Source organism: Paenibacillus sp. FSL R5-0701 (assembly GCF_037973995.1).
In the GTDB taxonomy this organism is placed as follows: Bacteria; Bacillota; Bacilli; order Paenibacillales; family Paenibacillaceae; genus Paenibacillus.
Genome location: NZ_CP150230.1, coordinates 6,562,326 through 6,579,797, shown reverse-complemented (window position 1 = coordinate 6,579,797; position 17,472 = coordinate 6,562,326). Strand labels below are relative to the sequence as shown.

The following is a 17,472-nucleotide window of genomic DNA, read 5'->3' as shown; positions in this document are numbered from 1 at the left end:
TTGCTGGGAAAGATGTTTTATTTACATATACAGGATGTTAGGGTGATATTGACTTCAATATGCAATGAGATTTATACTTAATCTAAATCAAAATGTATTCCTTCTTTTTGGGAAGACCATCATAAGTAGAAGATCAGTGTCTGATTTCATATAAAATGGATCAATAATAAAGGAGAAATGGTTGTGAGAACTTTAAATCTGACGATACAACGGCAAGCAGTATATGATGTGGTGCGCCATTCAGAGGATCACCCGACAGCTGCAGATGTCATGAATCGACTCGTAGAACAAGGATATAATCTGGCCTATGGTACGGTGTATAATTCTCTTCGTTATCTGACGGACAAAGAATTGATACGGGAACTTAAACTCGGAGAGACAGCAAGCCGATACGATGCCCGTATGGATGATCATCAGCACATCATGTGTGAAGTGTGCGGCAAAGTGGATGAGGTAATGACAGAGGTTCCTCCACAATGGATGAAACAGGTAGCTGAAGAAACCGGATATGCAATCGATCATGCTCATGTGGTCTTTGGAGGTGTCTGCGGGGAATGCAGAAACAAACGGATCAAGTAAAAATAAAACTGCCTGGCCGCCGTTTACCCCTTAGGGTTAAACCAGCCTTGTCCGACTCGGCACCTCTTGTTGACAATTGTCCTGTTACACGGCGTGTTATTCTGATCAGCCCGATGCCGGGGCAGGTTCATGAACTGGTAAAAGCCTTAACGGATAGCTGCTTTGATGTACTGGTCTTTCATCGCTGGGAACCAGATCTGCATGAGCGTCTTGTCTTTGATCTGTTGATCTATGACCTGTCTGTTGCCGGAACGATCGATGCATTTGCCGGCATTAGCAGCCGATTGAATCGTGAGGCTGAGCATACAACCCCTTGTCTGTATCTGGTTGGTGAGAAGATGATCGGCAGTGCGAGTGGACCGATGCTTCAGGAGGAATTGCTGGTGTGGCCTGCACGCCCGCAGGAAGCACTTTACCGGGTGCAGCGTATGATTGGTAACAGTCCTGCTCTGCCCAACCGTGGTTTTTTGCCTGAGGAAGGGCACCGTATCGGATTTAAGGATCTGTGGCTCGACCGTGAACGGATGAGTGTACAGCGCGATAATAACCGGATTCATCTAACCAAGACCGAATATGATCTGTTACTCAAGCTGATTGATGCCAAAGGTGCAGTCATTTCCCGTGAGGAGATGCTCAGCGATATCTGGGAGACGGACTTTACGGGTGGAAGCAATGTGGTCGATGTTCATATCAAAAGCTTGCGTAAAAAATTGGGCGATAACGCATCTTCGCCGCAATATATTGTCACTGTAAGAGGAGTGGGCTACCGCCTGGCGGATTAGTCCGCTTTTTTTTTGCCTAATGGATATAGTAAATCCGGATCACTTCCTTAAAAGCAAGTTCATAGTTCATTCATGAAGTGTTGGAGAACCTCATCTTAATCTCATGTGAACCTCATGCAAGAGCAGAGAGGGACATGTTAGAATCAATTTAACAGTTAGATCAAGTCTAAATGTATATTTAAACCGAAGCCGAATATGATTTTAATAGTAGATATATAACAGCCGTAAGACCCATTAGAGGAGGACGACATGATGACAGAACGTATGACTACGAATCAGGGAGCACCTGTAGGTGACAACCAGAATTCCCGCACAGCAGGCAGAAGAGGGCCAACACTGCTTGAAGACTACCATCTCATTGAGAAAATAGCCCACTTTGACCGTGAACGTATTCCCGAAAGAGTCGTACATGCGAGAGGTGCCGGAGCTCATGGTGTATTCACGCTGGAGCAAAGTATGAAGGCTTATACAACAGCGGACTTCCTGCAAGATCCGGGTACGGAGACCGATGTGCTGGTGCGGTTTTCGACCGTTATTCATGGTACGGGATCACCAGAGACCGCAAGAGATCCGCGTGGATTCGCCGTCAAATTCTACACACGTGAAGGCAACTATGATATCGTAGGCAACCATCTGCCCGTTTTCTTCATTCGTGATGCGATAAAGTTCCCTGACATGGTTCACTCCCTGAAGCCAGCTCCGGATACCAACATTCAGGACCCAGCTCGCTATTGGGACTTTATGACCCTCTCGCCGGAATCAACCCATATGATGACCTGGTTATTCTCTGACCTGGGTACACCGGCAAGTTATCGGGAGATGGATGGATTCGGCGTACATGCTTTCAAATGGATCAATGCACAGGGACAGGTCCACTATGTGAAGTATAAGTGGGAGTCTGCCCAAGGGGTCCGAGGCTTCTCTCGTCAGGAAGCTGCCGAAGTACAGGGCCAAGACTTTAACCATGCTACCCGTGATCTGCGTGAACATATCAAGAACGGGCAATACCCGCAGTGGAAGCTTCAAGTGCAACTGATGAAGCCTGAACAGATGGATGATTTTGCTTTTGATCCACTCGACCCTACGAAGACCTGGCCTGAGGATGTACTCCCGTTCCATACGGTAGGAACCATGACCCTGAATCGTAATCCGCAAAACTTCTTTGCTGAAGTGGAGCAGGCTGCGTTTTCTCCTAGTGCGGTTGTACCTGGAATTGAGCCTTCCGAAGACAAATTGCTGCAAGGACGCCTATTCTCCTACCCAGATACACAGCGGCACCGGCTTGGAACGAACTATTTACAAATTCCGGTGAATTGCCCGTACGCACCCGTTCGTAATCATCAGCGTGATGGACTCATGAATGTGAATCAGGACCCATCCCCGGTGAACTATGAACCCAACAGTTCCGGGAACAGCCCGCAGGAAGATCCGGCATACCGGGACAGTCAGGTTCCGTTGCAAGGACACGTTACAAGAGAGAAAATCGAGAAGACGGATGATTATACGCAGGCAGGGGAGCTTTTCCGTTCATTCACTCCTGTAGAGCAGCAGCATTTGCTGGATAATCTGATCAATGACCTTAAGGGCGTATCTGTTGATATTCAAATGCGTGCCCTGTGCCACTTCTTCCGGGCGGATGGACAGCTTGGCGGACGTTTGGCTCATGGACTCGGCGTGGATATTTCTGCACATATGCCGTCACAGGATGGAAAATAAATTGCAGTTTGAACTTATACTCACAACATCATACTGACTGATATTCGTTGAAGACCGGGAAAACCGTGAACGTGCGGAATTTCCCGGTCTTTAACCTTTTTTACTGCAATGGAAAACAAATTTACAAATCATTTACATAAAATAGCTGACATAGAGGTTGACTTCTCATTTGTTGGCACTACAATGGGTAGTGTGAGGGGTGTCAGAAAATGAGAATACACAATTTCAAAGTGGGTGAGCGTGGGCTCAACCGATTTTTCGGTCCGCTGGAGGCCAAGATCATGGACATTTTATGGGCTCGTCCTGGCAGCAGCATCCGTGAAGTGCAGACCGCACTTGAACAAGACAAAGACGTCAATTTTAATACAGTCATGACCGTGATGAACCGGCTCGTAGACAAGGGACTTCTCGGAAAGTCACAAAAGGGCAGAACATCTTTGTACCAACCGGTACAGAGTAAGGAGGAGTTTATGAACGACCAATCCAAGGAACTGTCACATGAGTTGGTGGATGAATTCGGAGCTTTGGCATTGAATCATATGCTGGATGCGCTGGATGAAGCAGATGCGGGTCTGATTGAACGCTTGGAACAGAAGATCAAACAATGGAAAAAGGATACCGATTAAGATGTGGAAGACCCGCTCGAAACTTTTGTTTACCGTCGGGTTTGGCATTCCGTTACTCGTGTTCATGCAGATGTTCATGTACGCGATGTACAAAATTTTTGGCTGGGATATCCCGTTTAACCTGCTCTGGCTCTGTAATCATTGGATGAGTCGACTGGGTTGGTTATCCGTGGGACATTTCCTGCTGGCACTGGTATTGCTGACATTTGCGGGAACAGGTTGGTTGCTAATGGTGCGTATGATGAAAACCAGAGCAGCCGTACGTAAGCTCCGCTCCATGGAGGTGCGTGCATTGTCTCGCGAACTGGAGTCCAAGTATCACCATCTTGGACAGCCAGGATTCATTGTAGTGGACAAGCATTCTCCGGCTGCATTTACAATTGGTCTATGGAGACCTTGCATCGTACTCTCCACGGGGCTTCTGACGATGCTGGATGCAGAAGAGGAGACAGCAGTGGTGTACCACGAAGTCCATCATCTGTGGCACCGTGACCCACTGAAAACGACACTGTTATCGGTATTTGCAATCATGATGCCGTATATTCCCGTATTGAAGCATACTTCGAAACATTACAATATCGTTAGAGAAATTCTGGCAGACAATGAGGCCATTGAGCGTACAGGCAATGTGGCAGGCATTGGCAGTGCTTTGCTCAAGCTGCTCCGCGCTTGTCCTGAACCTTGGGGGGCCACAGAACTGACCGTTCAATCCTCATTTGCGGATACGTCGGTGAATGTCCGAATTTCACGTCTGCTGGACCCGGAACAGGACGTGACGTTGAGGTTGCCACGTTATGCTGTTCTCATGTCGGCTACTGTTTTTCTATTGCTGTCTATCTTGTTTGTTTGGTCGATCGGATAGATTAATTTGGCTAAAGTGAAGTCGAATATAATGAGAAAGGAAGATGAACATGAATAATAAAAGTGTAGAGATTGGATTACTTTTCTCAAGGATTATGATTGGTTTGATCTTTGTATTGCACGGCTGGAGTAAATTCGAAGGTGGAATCAGCGGTACGGTAGGTTTTTTCGAAAGTATTGGTATTCCCGGATTTCTTGCATCCGTTGTAGCCATCATTGAGTTGGTAGGTGGTGCAGCGATGATTCTGGGTCTGGGAACACGTGTGTTTGCTGCCCTGTTTGCCATCGTGATGGTTGGCGTTCTGTTTACAGCCAAAGTGGGTGAGCCGTTCCTGAGTGGTACCGAGTTAGATTACCTGCTACTGGCGGGTTCCGTGACACTGCTCTTCACAGGAAGCCGCTTCCTGGCCGTGGATTATCTGTTCTCCAGACAGGGGAACGTTCGCCAGAATGTGAGTGCTTGAATGGACTAACGATTGCTACAAATAATGAAATGCAGGATTAGTCCTGTAACGAGGTTCTTTATTGGCCAGGCCGGTTCGGGAATTGATTTGCGAACCGGGCTGATCAGTAGAGAACTTTTTTTGAAATATAGGAAAGTATATCATTTCGCCATTCTTTATCTATATTTCTTCGGAATGAAACACGCTGAGCCGCGAGAGGACGGCGACAGCCGTTTCACCTTGTTTGGACGACATGCCTTTGGTTTGGTACAATGAGAATAAGTATGCTACTAAGAAAAAATAAGGAGGATGCATTTTATGATTAACGTCATTCCATCCGATGCCCGCTCCAGCTTCGATCGAGGCTGGCTCCGTGGTAGTCACAGCTTTTCTTTCGGAGAATACCAAGACCCGGAGAATACGGCGTTTGGACCGATGCGGGTAGCGAACGACGATGTGATCGCGCCTGGTCGCGGTTTTGGAGTTCACCCGCATAGTGATATGGAGATTGTATCGATCGTACTGAACGGCAAGTTGCGACATGAAGATAACCTTGGGAATGTAGCCGTTACAGGCTTTGGCGGTATCCAGCGGATGTCAGCAGGCAGTGGCATGATTCATACCGAACATAATGCATCCGATACCGAAGAAGTACGTTTGCTTCAACTCTGGTTCATGCCACAGACCAAAGGGTTGGAGCCCTCCTATGAGACGACATCATTTGATCCAGCGGCATTGGCAGGAGCACTCGTGCCGATTGTATCCCCAGATGGGGGACCAAGAGTTGCGACCATTCATCAGGATATGACGATCTACCTTGGCCGATTAGCCAAAGACGAAACGTTAACCTTTAATCAGGATGCAGGCCGCCGAATGTACATTTTCTCCATCGAAGGCAAGCTGGGATTGGATGGAGAGTACCTGTTGAACGAAGGCGACACGGCTCGTGTGAAACAGCGGGATTCAATCGAACTGCAAGGAAACGAAGATACGTTCTATATGATTATTGATTTGCCGTAGATGACTGATGAAATGAACTCCAAGATGAAGGAGGATATACACGTATGGCGCAACAGGAATGGTTTATGGTTAAACATGCGGTGACCGGGCGAGGATTAGCTAATAGCAAAACAGATTCCCTGTCCTATCGGTTCCAACAGGAGGGTACAGGCTTCATATTTACCGTTACGGGTCTGGACGAGCAGATGGTGGAACAGATTATGGAGCTTAGACAGGAACTGAACGTATTTCGCTTCGTCCAACGCAAGGATCAGCCCCTTTTGAAACACTGGTACTACGTAGATGGTGAACGGGTTGTGTACGATAGGGAGAGTCACACGCTAAGCATCTATGCGAAGTCGGAGATTCGTTATGTGCCTGAAGATTATTTTGCGGATTAACGTGTAAGTAACGATAGAACTTGGAACATCCCAGAGGTCTCTGTTAAATACAGAGGCCTTTTTTGCTGTCTGAAAACTCAGAGGATTTAATCGTAATTTTGCAAAAAAGACCACATAATTCCCTGCTGTCTGGCACAAGCTACCTTGTATAAAAACAAGAACGGAGGGGCGGCATATGGCGGACAAAACATCTGGTAAAGACAAGTCCCGGCAATCGGGAAGAACTTCAGAAAAAAAACATATCCCTTTGGGACTGCCGTCCCCGCCTTTTCTGCGGCAGCCGATTAGTGCAGTACATGAAACTCAGATTCAAGCGGTGAAGGAGATATTCTCCGATTGCTCGGATGTGGTTTTTCGCAACGTCATGATTACGCCTGAAGTGAAAGGACTTCTCGTCTATATCGAAGGCATTGTTAATTCGGCTGATATCCAGGAACACATGCTGCGTCCGATTATTCGAGGGCTGGTGCAGCAGCGTACAGATGAACCTGATGTTCCTTTGGATGATACACGTGTTGAGCTGACACAGGTGAAGCGAGTGGATACCTGGGCTGCTGCGACAGAAGGGGTGCTGGCATCCTCCGCACTTCTGGTGGTCGATGGAAGTAGCGAAGCCTGGATGTTCAATGTCAAAGGCGGCGTCAGACGTGGTGTGGAGGAACCGCAGACAGAATCCGTGATTCGGGGACCGCGGGAGGGATTTACCGAGACGCTCCGTGTAAATACGGCCTTATTGCGGTTCAAGCTGAAAACACCCTCTCTCAAGATCGTGAGTATGACCCTTGGCACAGATACCAAGACCGATATCGTTCTAACCTATCTGGAGGATATAGCTGATCCTAAAACGATTCAGGATGTCAAGAAACGTCTGGAAAAAATAAAAATCGACGGCATCCTGGAGAGTGGGTATATCGAGGAGTTAATTGAGGATCATCCGTATTCTCCTTTTCCACAAATGCACTACTCGGAGCGTCCGGATACGGTAGCAGGCAATCTGTTGGAAGGGCGGTTTGCCATTATGGTAGATGGTACTCCCTTTGCGTTGATTGCTCCAGTCACAATGTGGCAGATGCTGCAAGCCAGCGAGGATTATTACGAACGATTCTTCATCAGTAATCTGGTGCGTTGGATTCGATTTTTGTTCGTAGCCATCGCTCTATTTCTGCCAGCGCTTTACATCGCTATTACGACATTTCATCAGGACATGCTGCCAACCACTTTGATACTGAGTATTGCCGGGGCGCGGGAAGCCATCCCTTTTCCGGCACTGGTAGAGGCTCTTATCATGGAGCTTTCCTTCGAGGCACTTCGTGAAGCAGGAGTCAGGTTACCGAAAACGGTAGGGCAGGCCGTCAGTATCTTGGGTGCGCTTGTAATTGGGCAGGCAGCCGTTCAGGCAGGGATTGTATCTGCACCAATGGTTATTATCGTATCCATGACAGGTATCGCTTCCTTTACGATTCCGCGGTTTAATTTTGCGATTACCGTTCGTCTATTGCGTTTTCCAATCATGTTACTGGCTGGCATGTTCGGACTGTATGGCATCGTGATCGGTCTGGTCCTGATTTCGGTGCATCTGACCCAGATGACCTCATTTGGTGTGCCTTATCTGTCGGGTCTTAGCCCATACAGCAAAACGGATACCAAGGATATTCTCATTCGTGTGCCGTGGTGGAAAATGATCAATCGTCCATCTACCGTCCATGATAACCATAAACGGATGAATGAGAAGATCAATGGTTCCCCCGAAGCAGAGGAAGGGTGGTAAACCCATGCAATTTATGTATAAATACCGGGCAGTTATAGCCCTGTTGTTATGTACCTCTCTCATTTCAGGTTGCTGGGATCGAGAGGAAATAAATGATGTTGCCTTTGTAATTGGTATCGCTGTGGATAAGGAGGAACAAAACTACAGATCCAGTCTGCAGATTGCTCTTCCAGGACAATCTGGTTCTTCGGGTAGTGAAGGAGGAGGAGGGGGCACAAGTGGTGATAAATCCTGGTTCATATTGTCCAATACAGCCAAAACCTTTCACGGAACATCTCTTGAAGGGCAAAAGGCGCTCTCACGCAGAATATATTACGCTCATCGGCGTACTCTGCTAATCGGTGAGGATTTGGCGAGGGAGGGCGTTGCCCCTATGCTGGATTTGATGACACGTTATCCGCTCAATCGTTTCTCAGCGTTGCCGGTTGTGACAAGAGGAGAAGCATATAAGGTCATGGATACTGATGCACCCATAGAAAAATTTCCATCTGAGATGGTACGGGAATTGTGTTTTTTAAATATGCGAAATCCCCGCTCGCTCAAGACGTTTATAGATTCCATTCTTAGCGAAGGCGTAGATCCTTTTCTGCCCATAGCTTCGGTCGTTGACACTGTGCCCAAAAACTGGAAGGACCCCAAAACGAACATCAAGATGGATGGATTGGCCATTTTCAAGAAAGACAAGCTGGTAGGCATGATCGATAAAGCACCAGCAGATGCACTAATTCTGGCCATGGGTGAGGCCAATGCACCAGAGGTTATGGTCGAGGCTCCAGGGGGAGAAGGAGATATATTCATTAAACTGAACGAGAACAATTCTTCGCTGCATCCCAGTGTCAAGAATGACAAGGTTAAGGTAAACATTCAATTATACGCCAAGGGAGTTATCGTCGATAACGAATCGAATTACGGTGACCGGCGGGAGGATGAGATATTAAAGATAAATGACGCCATCCACAAGAAAATAAAGTCAGATATTGAGGAAGGCATCCGATTGGTCCAGCAGAAGTATCGTGCCGATATTCTTGGAATCGGTCGATCTATCCATCAGCACCTGCCGGCCGAATGGGACAAGATGAAGGATCGATGGGAAGTCATTTATCCTGAAGTTGAGGTAACCGTTATTCCCCATGTCATTATTGAAAATGTAGGAGTGATCAACAAACCGATCGGTGTCGTGGAGGAGGAGGTCGTACATGATTAAACCGCTTTTGTTTACCTATCTGGGCATGGCAATTGTGGTCATCTTGATGGATTTCAGACATATGAAGCAGGCAGCAGCCATTAATCGCTGGATATCCTATGGTCTGATTGCATTGGGAACGGTCATTTGGTTCTATGTCACTCACTTGAGTAAGACGCTTTATGTCACAGTATGGATAAGCCACGTTATTCAGCGATTTTTACCTTTACCATAGATTGCAGATTAACTGACGGAAAGGAGGTATTGTATGAATCAGAGTGTGACCCATCGGCAGGTTGTGCTGCTCGTGCTGATACTCAGTATTACAGGTACGCTGATTCAGCCCCACGCTCAGGCCATTTTCTACGCGGAGCAGCATGCTTATCTCTCGTATGTGCCCGTTGTTTTTGTGATGATAATATCTCTATGGTTAATAAGTCGGGTCCAGCGACGATTTCCCAATCAGGATCTGTTCGAATCCATTGTTCAGCGATTCCCGTTTTTGGGGAGAGTAATGGGATTTCTGTACATTCTATTTTTTTTCTTCGTGTTTGCAAGAGACATCCGACTATCAGGTGACTATATAAGTATAACGCTACTGGAGAACACACCCATTTCCATCATTGTATTATCTCTGGTGATCATGGGCGTCTTTATCGTTCGAGGCGGACTCGGTTCCTTAATCGGAATGGCGGAATTGTATGTTATGCTGTTTCTGCTGATCTCGTTGATTATACCTTTCATGCTTATTCAGCAGGTAAATATGGATAATCTCATGCCGTATTTTCATGTTGATGTTGCAGGAGTAGGCAAGGGGAGTTGGTACATATTTTCGTTTTATGGAGAGATGATTGCATTGCCGTTTGTCATCAAGGGTAGTGATTTTCGTTTCAAGTCGGTTCTATGGGGAATTATCATCTCTGCACTCCTAATGATGCTTATCCTTGTGGAGACGATAACTGCGATCGGAGTCCCTATTGCTTCCAGACTCGTATACCCATCCTATGAACTGGCAAGGCAGCTGCAAATCAGTGATTTTCTGGACCGGTTTGACCTTGCGCTGGCAGCAGCAACCATGCCAACCATGATTACGAAGATTGCATTTGATCTATACTTTGTCTGCTGGGGACTGAAGCGGATGATTCCGAAAGTGTCGGGAAAGATGATGACAGGCCCGGTGGCCTTGGTTGGATTCGTATGTGCTTTCTGGTTCTTCCGAAACGCGATTCAGCTTAATCGTTTTACCCGGGAATGGACATGGATTGCTATTGTTTTCGAAGCGCTGTTCCCCATTGTGCTGTTCCTTTTTCTTCGTCCTCGCAAAAAGGATAAAAAAGAATCTACCCAACAGAGAACGGGAGACCAGTCAAAGAAAGAGAAGCATGAGCCGGAACAAAAATCGGCTGATTCGGAGAAGGACGGAGAGAAAAGGCGGAAAGATTCTCATGGTGGGGAACTCCAGCCTTCCTGATGCATTCCATCAAAAATCCTTATAGATGAACGGGCAAAAAGAGGGAAAGCACAGTTCCCCTTCACAGAAGTACCCTGTATACTGTAGTCAGACTGATGAACATTCGGCTGAACTAACGGGGGGGAACATGAATGGCTCAACATTTGGCAGGTGTGCGTGTAGCATTGACAGGACCACGAAAATCGAAAGAAATGTCCGTACTGGTTGAAAAAATGGGTGGAATCCCGCTTGTGCGACCGGCACAGGGGACCGTATTTCTGGATGACCGGAGTATCAGGGACGGGCTGGTATCCTGGATCTCAGACCCGCCAGACTGGGCGGTATTAACTACGGGTATGGGATTGGATGCGTTGTTTGAAATGGCTGAGGATATGGAAGTGGCAGGCCAATTGTTGGATGTATTATCGGAATCCTCAATTGCGGCAAGGGGATACAAGACGGTGAATGCGCTCAAAAAGCGCAAGTTAACACCACTGGTACGAGATGATGACGGTAGCACGGACGGGCTCATTCGAGAATTCGCCCCACATGATCTCGCAGGGAAAAAGGTGATGTTGCAGCTTCATGGGGAGACAGCTCCCAAACTTGTCGCATGGTTGGAAGAACAAGGCGCACTCGTCAGACAAGTGCTTCCTTACCGCCATGTACCGCCAGAAGAGACAGAGCTGGAACAGTTACTGAATGAAATTCTAAATTTCGAAGTAGATGCTGTTGCGTTCACAAGTGGACCGCAGGTCAGATTTCTGACCCAATATGCAGCCTCCCAGGACAAGCTTGAGCCGATGCTTGCAGCCTTCAGACAAGGTGTAATTCCTGCGTCTGTAGGTAAAGTTACAGCAAACTCCATGCGAGAAGAAGGCATTGAGGCACTGGTCATTCCGGAGGAAGAGAAGATGGGAGCACTCATCGTTGAGCTTGGACGTTACTTTGCAGCAGGGCGTGGGGCTAAGATTAGAGATTAGTGGCCTGCTTTTAGATCAGTTCGACAAAAAGCTTTTGGCGTCGCTTCATGAATAAAGAGTGTGCATTAAGCTTAACCGCATCGCTATATGATGCGGTTTTGTTTAGATTATAGAATTTATACATTACAACTAAAACACCAATGTACATCCTTGATAGTGCTTCGATCAGAAGCTTTTCTTATCTCGAAGAAAAGGTGGAAATGACGATGACCATTGCAGATCGTAACGCCAGGCCTCGACTGATCATTGCAGGCACCGGGAGTGGTGCAGGAAAAACGACAGTAACCTTGGGGCTGATGAGAGCACTCGCTCAGCGTGGCTTGAGTGTACAAGGGTTCAAGTGCGGCCCGGATTATATTGATCCGACATATCATACCGCAGTCACGGGCAGACCGTCACGTAATCTGGATGCATGGATGACATCGCCTGAGTATGTGAGAGATACGTTCGAGAAGGCATCGGCAGGACATGATATATCCATTATCGAAGGCGTTATGGGCCTCTACGATGGCAAAGATCCGCTTAGCAATACAGGCTCAACTGCAGAGATTGCTCTGGTCACGCAGACCCCTGTGATCCTGGTCGTGGATGTACGAAGCATGGCTCGCAGTGCGGCCGCGATTGTACTGGGTTTTCAACATTTGGAGCCTGAATTAAATATTGCGGGAGTGATCGTTAACCGGTGTGGAAGTGCAGGTCATTACACCATTGTGAAAAAAGCCATTGAGCAGATGTGCGGCATTCCGGTGGTTGGCTGGCTGCAGCGGGACGAGGACATGTCCATCCCTGAGAGACATCTGGGACTGGTGCCTGCCATTGAGCGCGGTGAACTGGAGCCATTATTCCAACGTGCAGCCGATGTGTTAATGGAAGGCACTGATCTGGATCTTCTGCTGGAGCTGGCAGCAAGCGCCCCGTCGCTTCAACAAGAAAAAGGGAGTCTTGCCGCTACTACCCACGCGGATTCGGATAATGCTGAATCAGGCTCGAATTACGATTCGCAATTCGATTCAGTGATCCACGTTAATAATCGACATGTATCATATGCGGTACAGCCTGTCATTGCCGTTGCGCGCGATGCGGCATTTAATTTCTATTATCCCGATAATCTGGAATTGCTCGAAGCAGCCGGGGCGCGATTACAATACTTTAGTCCGCTCGCTGGCGAAGGTATTCCAACAGATGTGGATGGCATCTATTTGGGCGGCGGGTTTCCAGAGGAGTTTGCAGCAGAGATTGCCGGTAACCAAGGGTTCTTGGAAGGACTTCGACAGGCAGCACAATCCAACATGCCTTTATTCGCAGAATGTGGTGGTTACATGGTGCTCGGGGAAACGTTGACCGACCGTGAGGGCGTTACTTTCGATATGGCGGGCATTATCCCCGCACAGGTGCAGATGCAGAAGAAGCGAGCTGCGCTTGGCTATCGTGAAGCGAGTAGCGTTCAGGATTCCTTTTTGCTGAAAAAGGGTGAAGTGCTACGGGGTCATGAATTTCATTATTCCACGATGACCTATCGTGATGAAGCAACGATTCCTTATGCGTATGAGACCAAGGGGTTGCGCGGCCTGAAGCAAGAAGGGTATGCGGCAGGCAACATCGTGGCGGGGTATACGCACGTTCATCTGGGCTCTTACCCGGCAGCCGCTCAAAGATGGGTGGAACATTGTTTAGCCTATCGGCAGGAGCGATATATGCAGAGATAATAGCAGCTTTTTATAGCTCAAATAGATAGCTGAATTCAATAAGCAAAATGGCTCTAATCTCGCTTTTGCCTCCTGAGTCTTTGGTCGTGAAGTTGGCGATCCCATTCTGAATTAAAGGTTTTCAGATGAATATGTGGAATGAATAAAAGACAGAATCATTATGCGAGGGAGGGACATCATGATGAGAACCGTATGTGTAACGGGAGCTGCCCGGGGATTGGGATTGGCTTTGACGGCACAGATGCTGAAGAGAGGGTATCTCGTGTATGCGGCCGGTCTGAACGTGGAGGATTCCGAGGGAATTCGTATGCTTGCAGAAGGATATCCTGACCATCTGCAAGCCATCGAACTGGATATCGCGGACGACCTGTCGGTAGCTTTGTTCACGGAGACGTTGAAGCTGGATACGAATCATTTGGATATGCTGATCAATAATGCGGCTATACTAGGGAGTATTACGGATCATATCCGCGGGCCGTTGAATATGGCGGAGATGGCTGAAGTATTTAATGTGAACACCTTAGGTACACTGCGTGTGACTCATTCCCTGTTGCCCCTCCTTCTTCAAGGGCAGGTCAAGCTGATTGTTGATATCTCTTCCGAGGCTGGAAGTATAGAGCAATGCAGTCGGGATGGGTGGTATGCCTATTGTATGTCCAAAGCTGCTTTGAACATGCAGGCCCGTCTTGTGCACAATGGTCTGAAGGATGAAGGCGGACAAGTGATGCTTGTGCATCCCGGTTGGGTACAGAGTTATATGAGGGGCGAATTGGATGTTTCTGCGGATCTCACACCCGAGCAATCTGCACAGCATATCGCAGTACTTATCGACCGCCATGAACAGTTTAAAGGAGATCAACCCGCATATGTGGACTACAAGGGCGAGAAGCTCCCCTGGTAGTTGATTGATACAGTGAGGTGAACAAGAAAGGAGATTGATTGAATGGATCATCGTAAAAAAGCATTACTACTTGGCGATTATACACATCCGGATTGGCACCCGCTTCAAGGTGTGGATGCGGAGATTAGCCGAATTTTCCATGATACTATGACTGTGCAGTGCAGTGAGAATCGGAATATGCTGCTGCAAGAAAATATAACCGGGTTTGATGTATGTATCTCATACATGGACGATTGGAAGGGGAAAGTCTCTCCACAGCAGACAGCAGGTTTGTTGTCCTATGTAAGTAATGGAGGGGGACTGGTCATTATACATAACGGCATTTCGCTCCAAAATCGTTATGAGCTCAAACAGATGATCGGTGCCAAGTTCCTGCATCACCCAGCGTATGCACCACTTGAATTCACTGTAACCGCCGAAAGCCATCCCGTGACGGAGGGCATTTCGAGTTTCACAATGGAAGAAGAGCCGTATCAGTTCGAATTTGGTTCATTTGCTGAAACGAAAATATTGCTGGAATATCAATCCGAAGATGGACCAAAACCTGCGGTTTGGGCTCATCGATATGGTGTTGGACGTATTGTGTATCTGATGCCGGGTCACCATGTGCCGTCTTTTGCACACGAAACGTACCGTAAATTACTTCTGCAAGCAGGCAAATGGGCTGCACGTTACGTCTGATCGGACACGCAACTTTGCATGCAGAGTATAAGGGGTATAATATAGAGATCAACGAAGAGGAGGATGACAAAAATGAGCGATTTGTTCAAAAAGGCGATCTCGTTAGGGCTTGGTCTTACTGTTGTAAGCAAAGAAAAGATTGAGAAAACCGTGGATGATTTGGTCAAGCGCGGGGAACTTGCGCCCGGTGAATCCAAAGCTTTGGTTGAACGTCTGCTGGAACGGGGCGATGAAGAGCAGGGTCAGTTCAAGAGAATGATTCAGGAGCAGGTCAAGCGAGTGCTTCAGGAAGCTGGTGTGGCATCCGAAAGTGATGTAACCAGTCTGGAACAGCGCGTTGCTGTCCTGGAGAAAAAACTTGCCGAACTGGGCCAATCACCACAGCTCCACCCTGATGAATCCCCGGCTCCACTTGAAGTTCCTCCTCCTCTCAAAGGAAACGAGATCGAGTAGATGGCAGTGCGAATCAAACATGTCGGCAGATACCGTGAAATTGCCATGGCGCTAGTGCGTCATGGCTTCGGTTATATGGTCGAGGAGCTGGGTTTGTTCCAGCTGTTGGCTCTGCCCAGACGGTGGATGTCGCGTGAAGCACACACCACCAAAACGTTGAGTGAACGCATCAGGCTTGTGCTGCAGGAGCTGGGGCCAGCTTTCGTCAAGCTGGGGCAACTCGCAAGTACAAGGGCAGATCTATTGCCTGAGTCTGTCATTCGTGAATTGGTGAAGTTGCAGGATCAGGTCCCGCCTTTCTCTTCCGAGACGGCACGGGGTATTTTGGAACAGGAATTGGATACACCGCTGGAGGAGATCTTTTCCCGGTTCGAGGATACCCCTGTAGCTGCGGCCAGCATTGGACAGGTGCATCTGGGCAAACTTCGAAGCGGTGAGTCGGTAGCCATCAAGATTCAGCGGCCGGGTATATCGCGTATTGTGCAGCGTGACCTGGATATTTTGCGTGAACTGACAGCCATGGCGGAGAAGCGGTGGGACTGGGTAAAACAATATCAGATTCCGCAAATGGTCGAAGAATATGCTCAGGCCCTGATGGCCGAGCTGGATTATACGGTCGAAGGCCGCAATACGGAAAAGATTGCACAGCAATACCAACAGGACAACAAGGTGAAAATCCCGGCAATTTACTGGGATCAGACTTCATCCCGTGTACTCACGATGGAGTATATCGAAGGTATCAAACTCAATGATCGTGAAGAACTGGTTAGACGCGGTCATGATCTGAATAACATTGCCGAGCGGCTGGTGGATTCATTATTGAATCAGATTTTTATTCAGGGTTTCTTTCACGCTGATCCACATCCGGGCAATCTGATGGTATTGAAGGATGGACGTCTTGCCTTTATAGACTTCGGTATGGTGGGCAGTCTGAGTGATGAGATGAAACAGCAGCTTGCTTCGCTTATTATTGGGTTAATGCGCAAAGATACGGACAGTATGATCCGGGCAATTGAGAAATTGGGCATGATGCCAGATGACATGGACCTGCGTGGGCTTCATGTGGATTTGGACAAGTTGCGTACCAAATATTATGATATTCCTTTTTCCAAGATTAGTGTGGGTCAGGCGCTAAATGACTTGTTCGGCGTAGCCCAGAGGCACCGGGTTGTCATGCCTGCCGATATTCTGCTGCTCGGTAAATCGTTGCTAACAATGGAAGGTGTCATCGAACATCTCGATCCTTCCCTGAGCATCGTAGATATGGCCGAGCCCTTTGGGCGGAAGCTGATCAAGGAACGTTTTAGCGCAGGAAGAATAAAGAATCGGTTGTTCCGCAGTGCGGCTGATATGGCCGAAAGTGTCATTGGTCTGCCAGGGCAGTTAAGGCAATTATCATCCATTATTAGCAAAGGCAAGTTGAGGCTGGAGATCAGTGTCCCTGAACTGGATGCACTCATGCGCAGAATGGACCAAATCAGTAATCGGCTGTCTTTCAGTATTGTGTTACTCGCTTTTTGTATCATCATGGTTGGTTTGATTATTGGTTCGTCGATCAGTCATCAGTCCACGATGCTGTGGGATATTCCGGTCATTGAGATTGGTTTCCTGGTGGCGATTCTGATGGTGGCTTTCCTGCTCTATTCGATATTCAAATCGGGAAGGTTCTAGCACTAGCATGACATTACAGAGTACCCGCAAAGAGACTTTCTCCAAAGGTCTTTGCGGGTTATTTTTTGTGAATAGAGAATTGGTGAGTAAATTATAGAAATATTAAGATAATAGAAGAAAAGGTTCTGTTTTTTCGCCTTAACTGTATTAGTACATATCCAGTCCTGTGACTATAATAATAGGTCAGTACATTAACGGACCCGGTTTTTCTGAGAGGGGAAAACCTATGATATCAGGATTAGCTCCTGATGTCGCACGAGTAAGACAAC

At 47.6% G+C, this 17,472-nt stretch carries 18 protein-coding genes; all 18 read left to right on the top strand.

Annotation, left to right across the window (positions count from 1 at the left end; translation table 11 throughout):
• Nucleotides 1-183: 183 nt before the first annotated feature.
• On the top strand, nt 184-579 hold the full coding sequence (locus tag MKZ13_RS28885; protein ID WP_036612807.1) for a transcriptional repressor: 396 nt from the start codon (nt 184-186) through the stop codon (nt 577-579).
• On the top strand, nt 555-1,361 hold the full coding sequence (locus MKZ13_RS28880; protein ID WP_150365790.1) for a winged-helix domain-containing protein: 807 nt from the start codon (nt 555-557) through the stop codon (nt 1,359-1,361). Before MKZ13_RS28885 ends, MKZ13_RS28880 begins: the two co-directional genes overlap by 25 nt.
• A 252-nt stretch (nt 1,362-1,613) precedes the next feature.
• Nucleotides 1,614-3,077, top strand: coding sequence for a catalase (locus MKZ13_RS28875; RefSeq protein WP_339185466.1), 1,464 nt, complete (start codon nt 1,614-1,616; stop codon nt 3,075-3,077).
• A 209-nt stretch (nt 3,078-3,286) separates the two neighbouring features.
• On the top strand, nt 3,287-3,703 hold the full coding sequence (locus tag MKZ13_RS28870) for a BlaI/MecI/CopY family transcriptional regulator (protein WP_221825553.1): 417 nt from the start codon (nt 3,287-3,289) through the stop codon (nt 3,701-3,703).
• Nucleotide 3,704: 1 nt separating this feature from the next.
• Nucleotides 3,705-4,565, top strand: coding sequence for a M56 family metallopeptidase (locus MKZ13_RS28865; RefSeq protein ID WP_339180159.1), 861 nt, complete (start codon nt 3,705-3,707; stop codon nt 4,563-4,565).
• Nucleotides 4,566-4,614: 49 nt separating this feature from the next.
• Nucleotides 4,615-5,028 carry a DoxX family protein gene (locus MKZ13_RS28860; protein ID WP_339180156.1) on the top strand — a complete coding sequence of 138 codons (414 nt, stop codon included), beginning with the start codon at nt 4,615-4,617 and terminating at the stop codon, nt 5,026-5,028.
• A gap of 297 nt (nt 5,029-5,325) precedes the next feature.
• Nucleotides 5,326-6,027 (top strand): pirin family protein, encoded by a 702-nt coding sequence (locus MKZ13_RS28855; RefSeq protein ID WP_339180154.1) that lies wholly within the window; start codon nt 5,326-5,328, stop codon nt 6,025-6,027.
• 44 nt (nt 6,028-6,071) lie between these two features.
• Nucleotides 6,072-6,407, top strand: a complete 336-nt coding sequence (locus MKZ13_RS28850; RefSeq protein WP_076209715.1) for a hypothetical protein — start codon at nt 6,072-6,074, stop codon at nt 6,405-6,407.
• Between the two features lie 175 nt (nt 6,408-6,582).
• Entirely contained in the window at nt 6,583-8,175 is a 1,593-nt protein-coding gene (locus MKZ13_RS28845) for a spore germination protein (protein ID WP_221825548.1), read from the top strand.
• A gap of 4 nt (nt 8,176-8,179) precedes the next feature.
• On the top strand, nt 8,180-9,379 hold the full coding sequence (locus MKZ13_RS28840; protein ID WP_237177311.1) for a Ger(x)C family spore germination protein: 1,200 nt from the start codon (nt 8,180-8,182) through the stop codon (nt 9,377-9,379).
• Nucleotides 9,372-9,593: a hypothetical protein gene (locus MKZ13_RS28835; RefSeq protein WP_221825544.1), complete on the top strand. Its 222-nt coding sequence runs from the start codon at nt 9,372-9,374 to the stop codon at nt 9,591-9,593. Before MKZ13_RS28840 ends, MKZ13_RS28835 begins: the two co-directional genes overlap by 8 nt.
• A gap of 33 nt (nt 9,594-9,626) precedes the next feature.
• Nucleotides 9,627-10,829, top strand: coding sequence for an endospore germination permease (locus MKZ13_RS28830; protein ID WP_339180128.1), 1,203 nt, complete (start codon nt 9,627-9,629; stop codon nt 10,827-10,829).
• Nucleotides 10,830-10,960: 131 nt separating this feature from the next.
• Nucleotides 10,961-11,791 carry a uroporphyrinogen-III synthase gene (locus tag MKZ13_RS28825; protein WP_339180125.1) on the top strand — a complete coding sequence of 277 codons (831 nt, stop codon included), beginning with the start codon at nt 10,961-10,963 and terminating at the stop codon, nt 11,789-11,791.
• 206 nt (nt 11,792-11,997) lie between these two features.
• On the top strand, nt 11,998-13,497 hold the full coding sequence (locus MKZ13_RS28820; RefSeq protein ID WP_339180122.1) for a cobyrinate a,c-diamide synthase: 1,500 nt from the start codon (nt 11,998-12,000) through the stop codon (nt 13,495-13,497).
• A gap of 178 nt (nt 13,498-13,675) precedes the next feature.
• Nucleotides 13,676-14,398, top strand: a complete 723-nt coding sequence (locus MKZ13_RS28815) for an SDR family oxidoreductase (RefSeq protein ID WP_339180119.1) — start codon at nt 13,676-13,678, stop codon at nt 14,396-14,398.
• A 42-nt stretch (nt 14,399-14,440) separates the two neighbouring features.
• The gene (locus MKZ13_RS28810; protein WP_076209723.1) at nt 14,441-15,079 is read left to right on the top strand and encodes a ThuA domain-containing protein; all 639 of its coding nucleotides are present in this window, start codon (nt 14,441-14,443) and stop codon (nt 15,077-15,079) included.
• A gap of 72 nt (nt 15,080-15,151) precedes the next feature.
• Nucleotides 15,152-15,532 (top strand): phasin family protein, encoded by a 381-nt coding sequence (locus tag MKZ13_RS28805; RefSeq protein WP_076209724.1) that lies wholly within the window; start codon nt 15,152-15,154, stop codon nt 15,530-15,532.
• The gene (locus MKZ13_RS28800; protein WP_221825539.1) at nt 15,533-17,203 is read left to right on the top strand and encodes an AarF/ABC1/UbiB kinase family protein; all 1,671 of its coding nucleotides are present in this window, start codon (nt 15,533-15,535) and stop codon (nt 17,201-17,203) included.
• Nucleotides 17,204-17,472 lie beyond the last annotated feature (269 nt).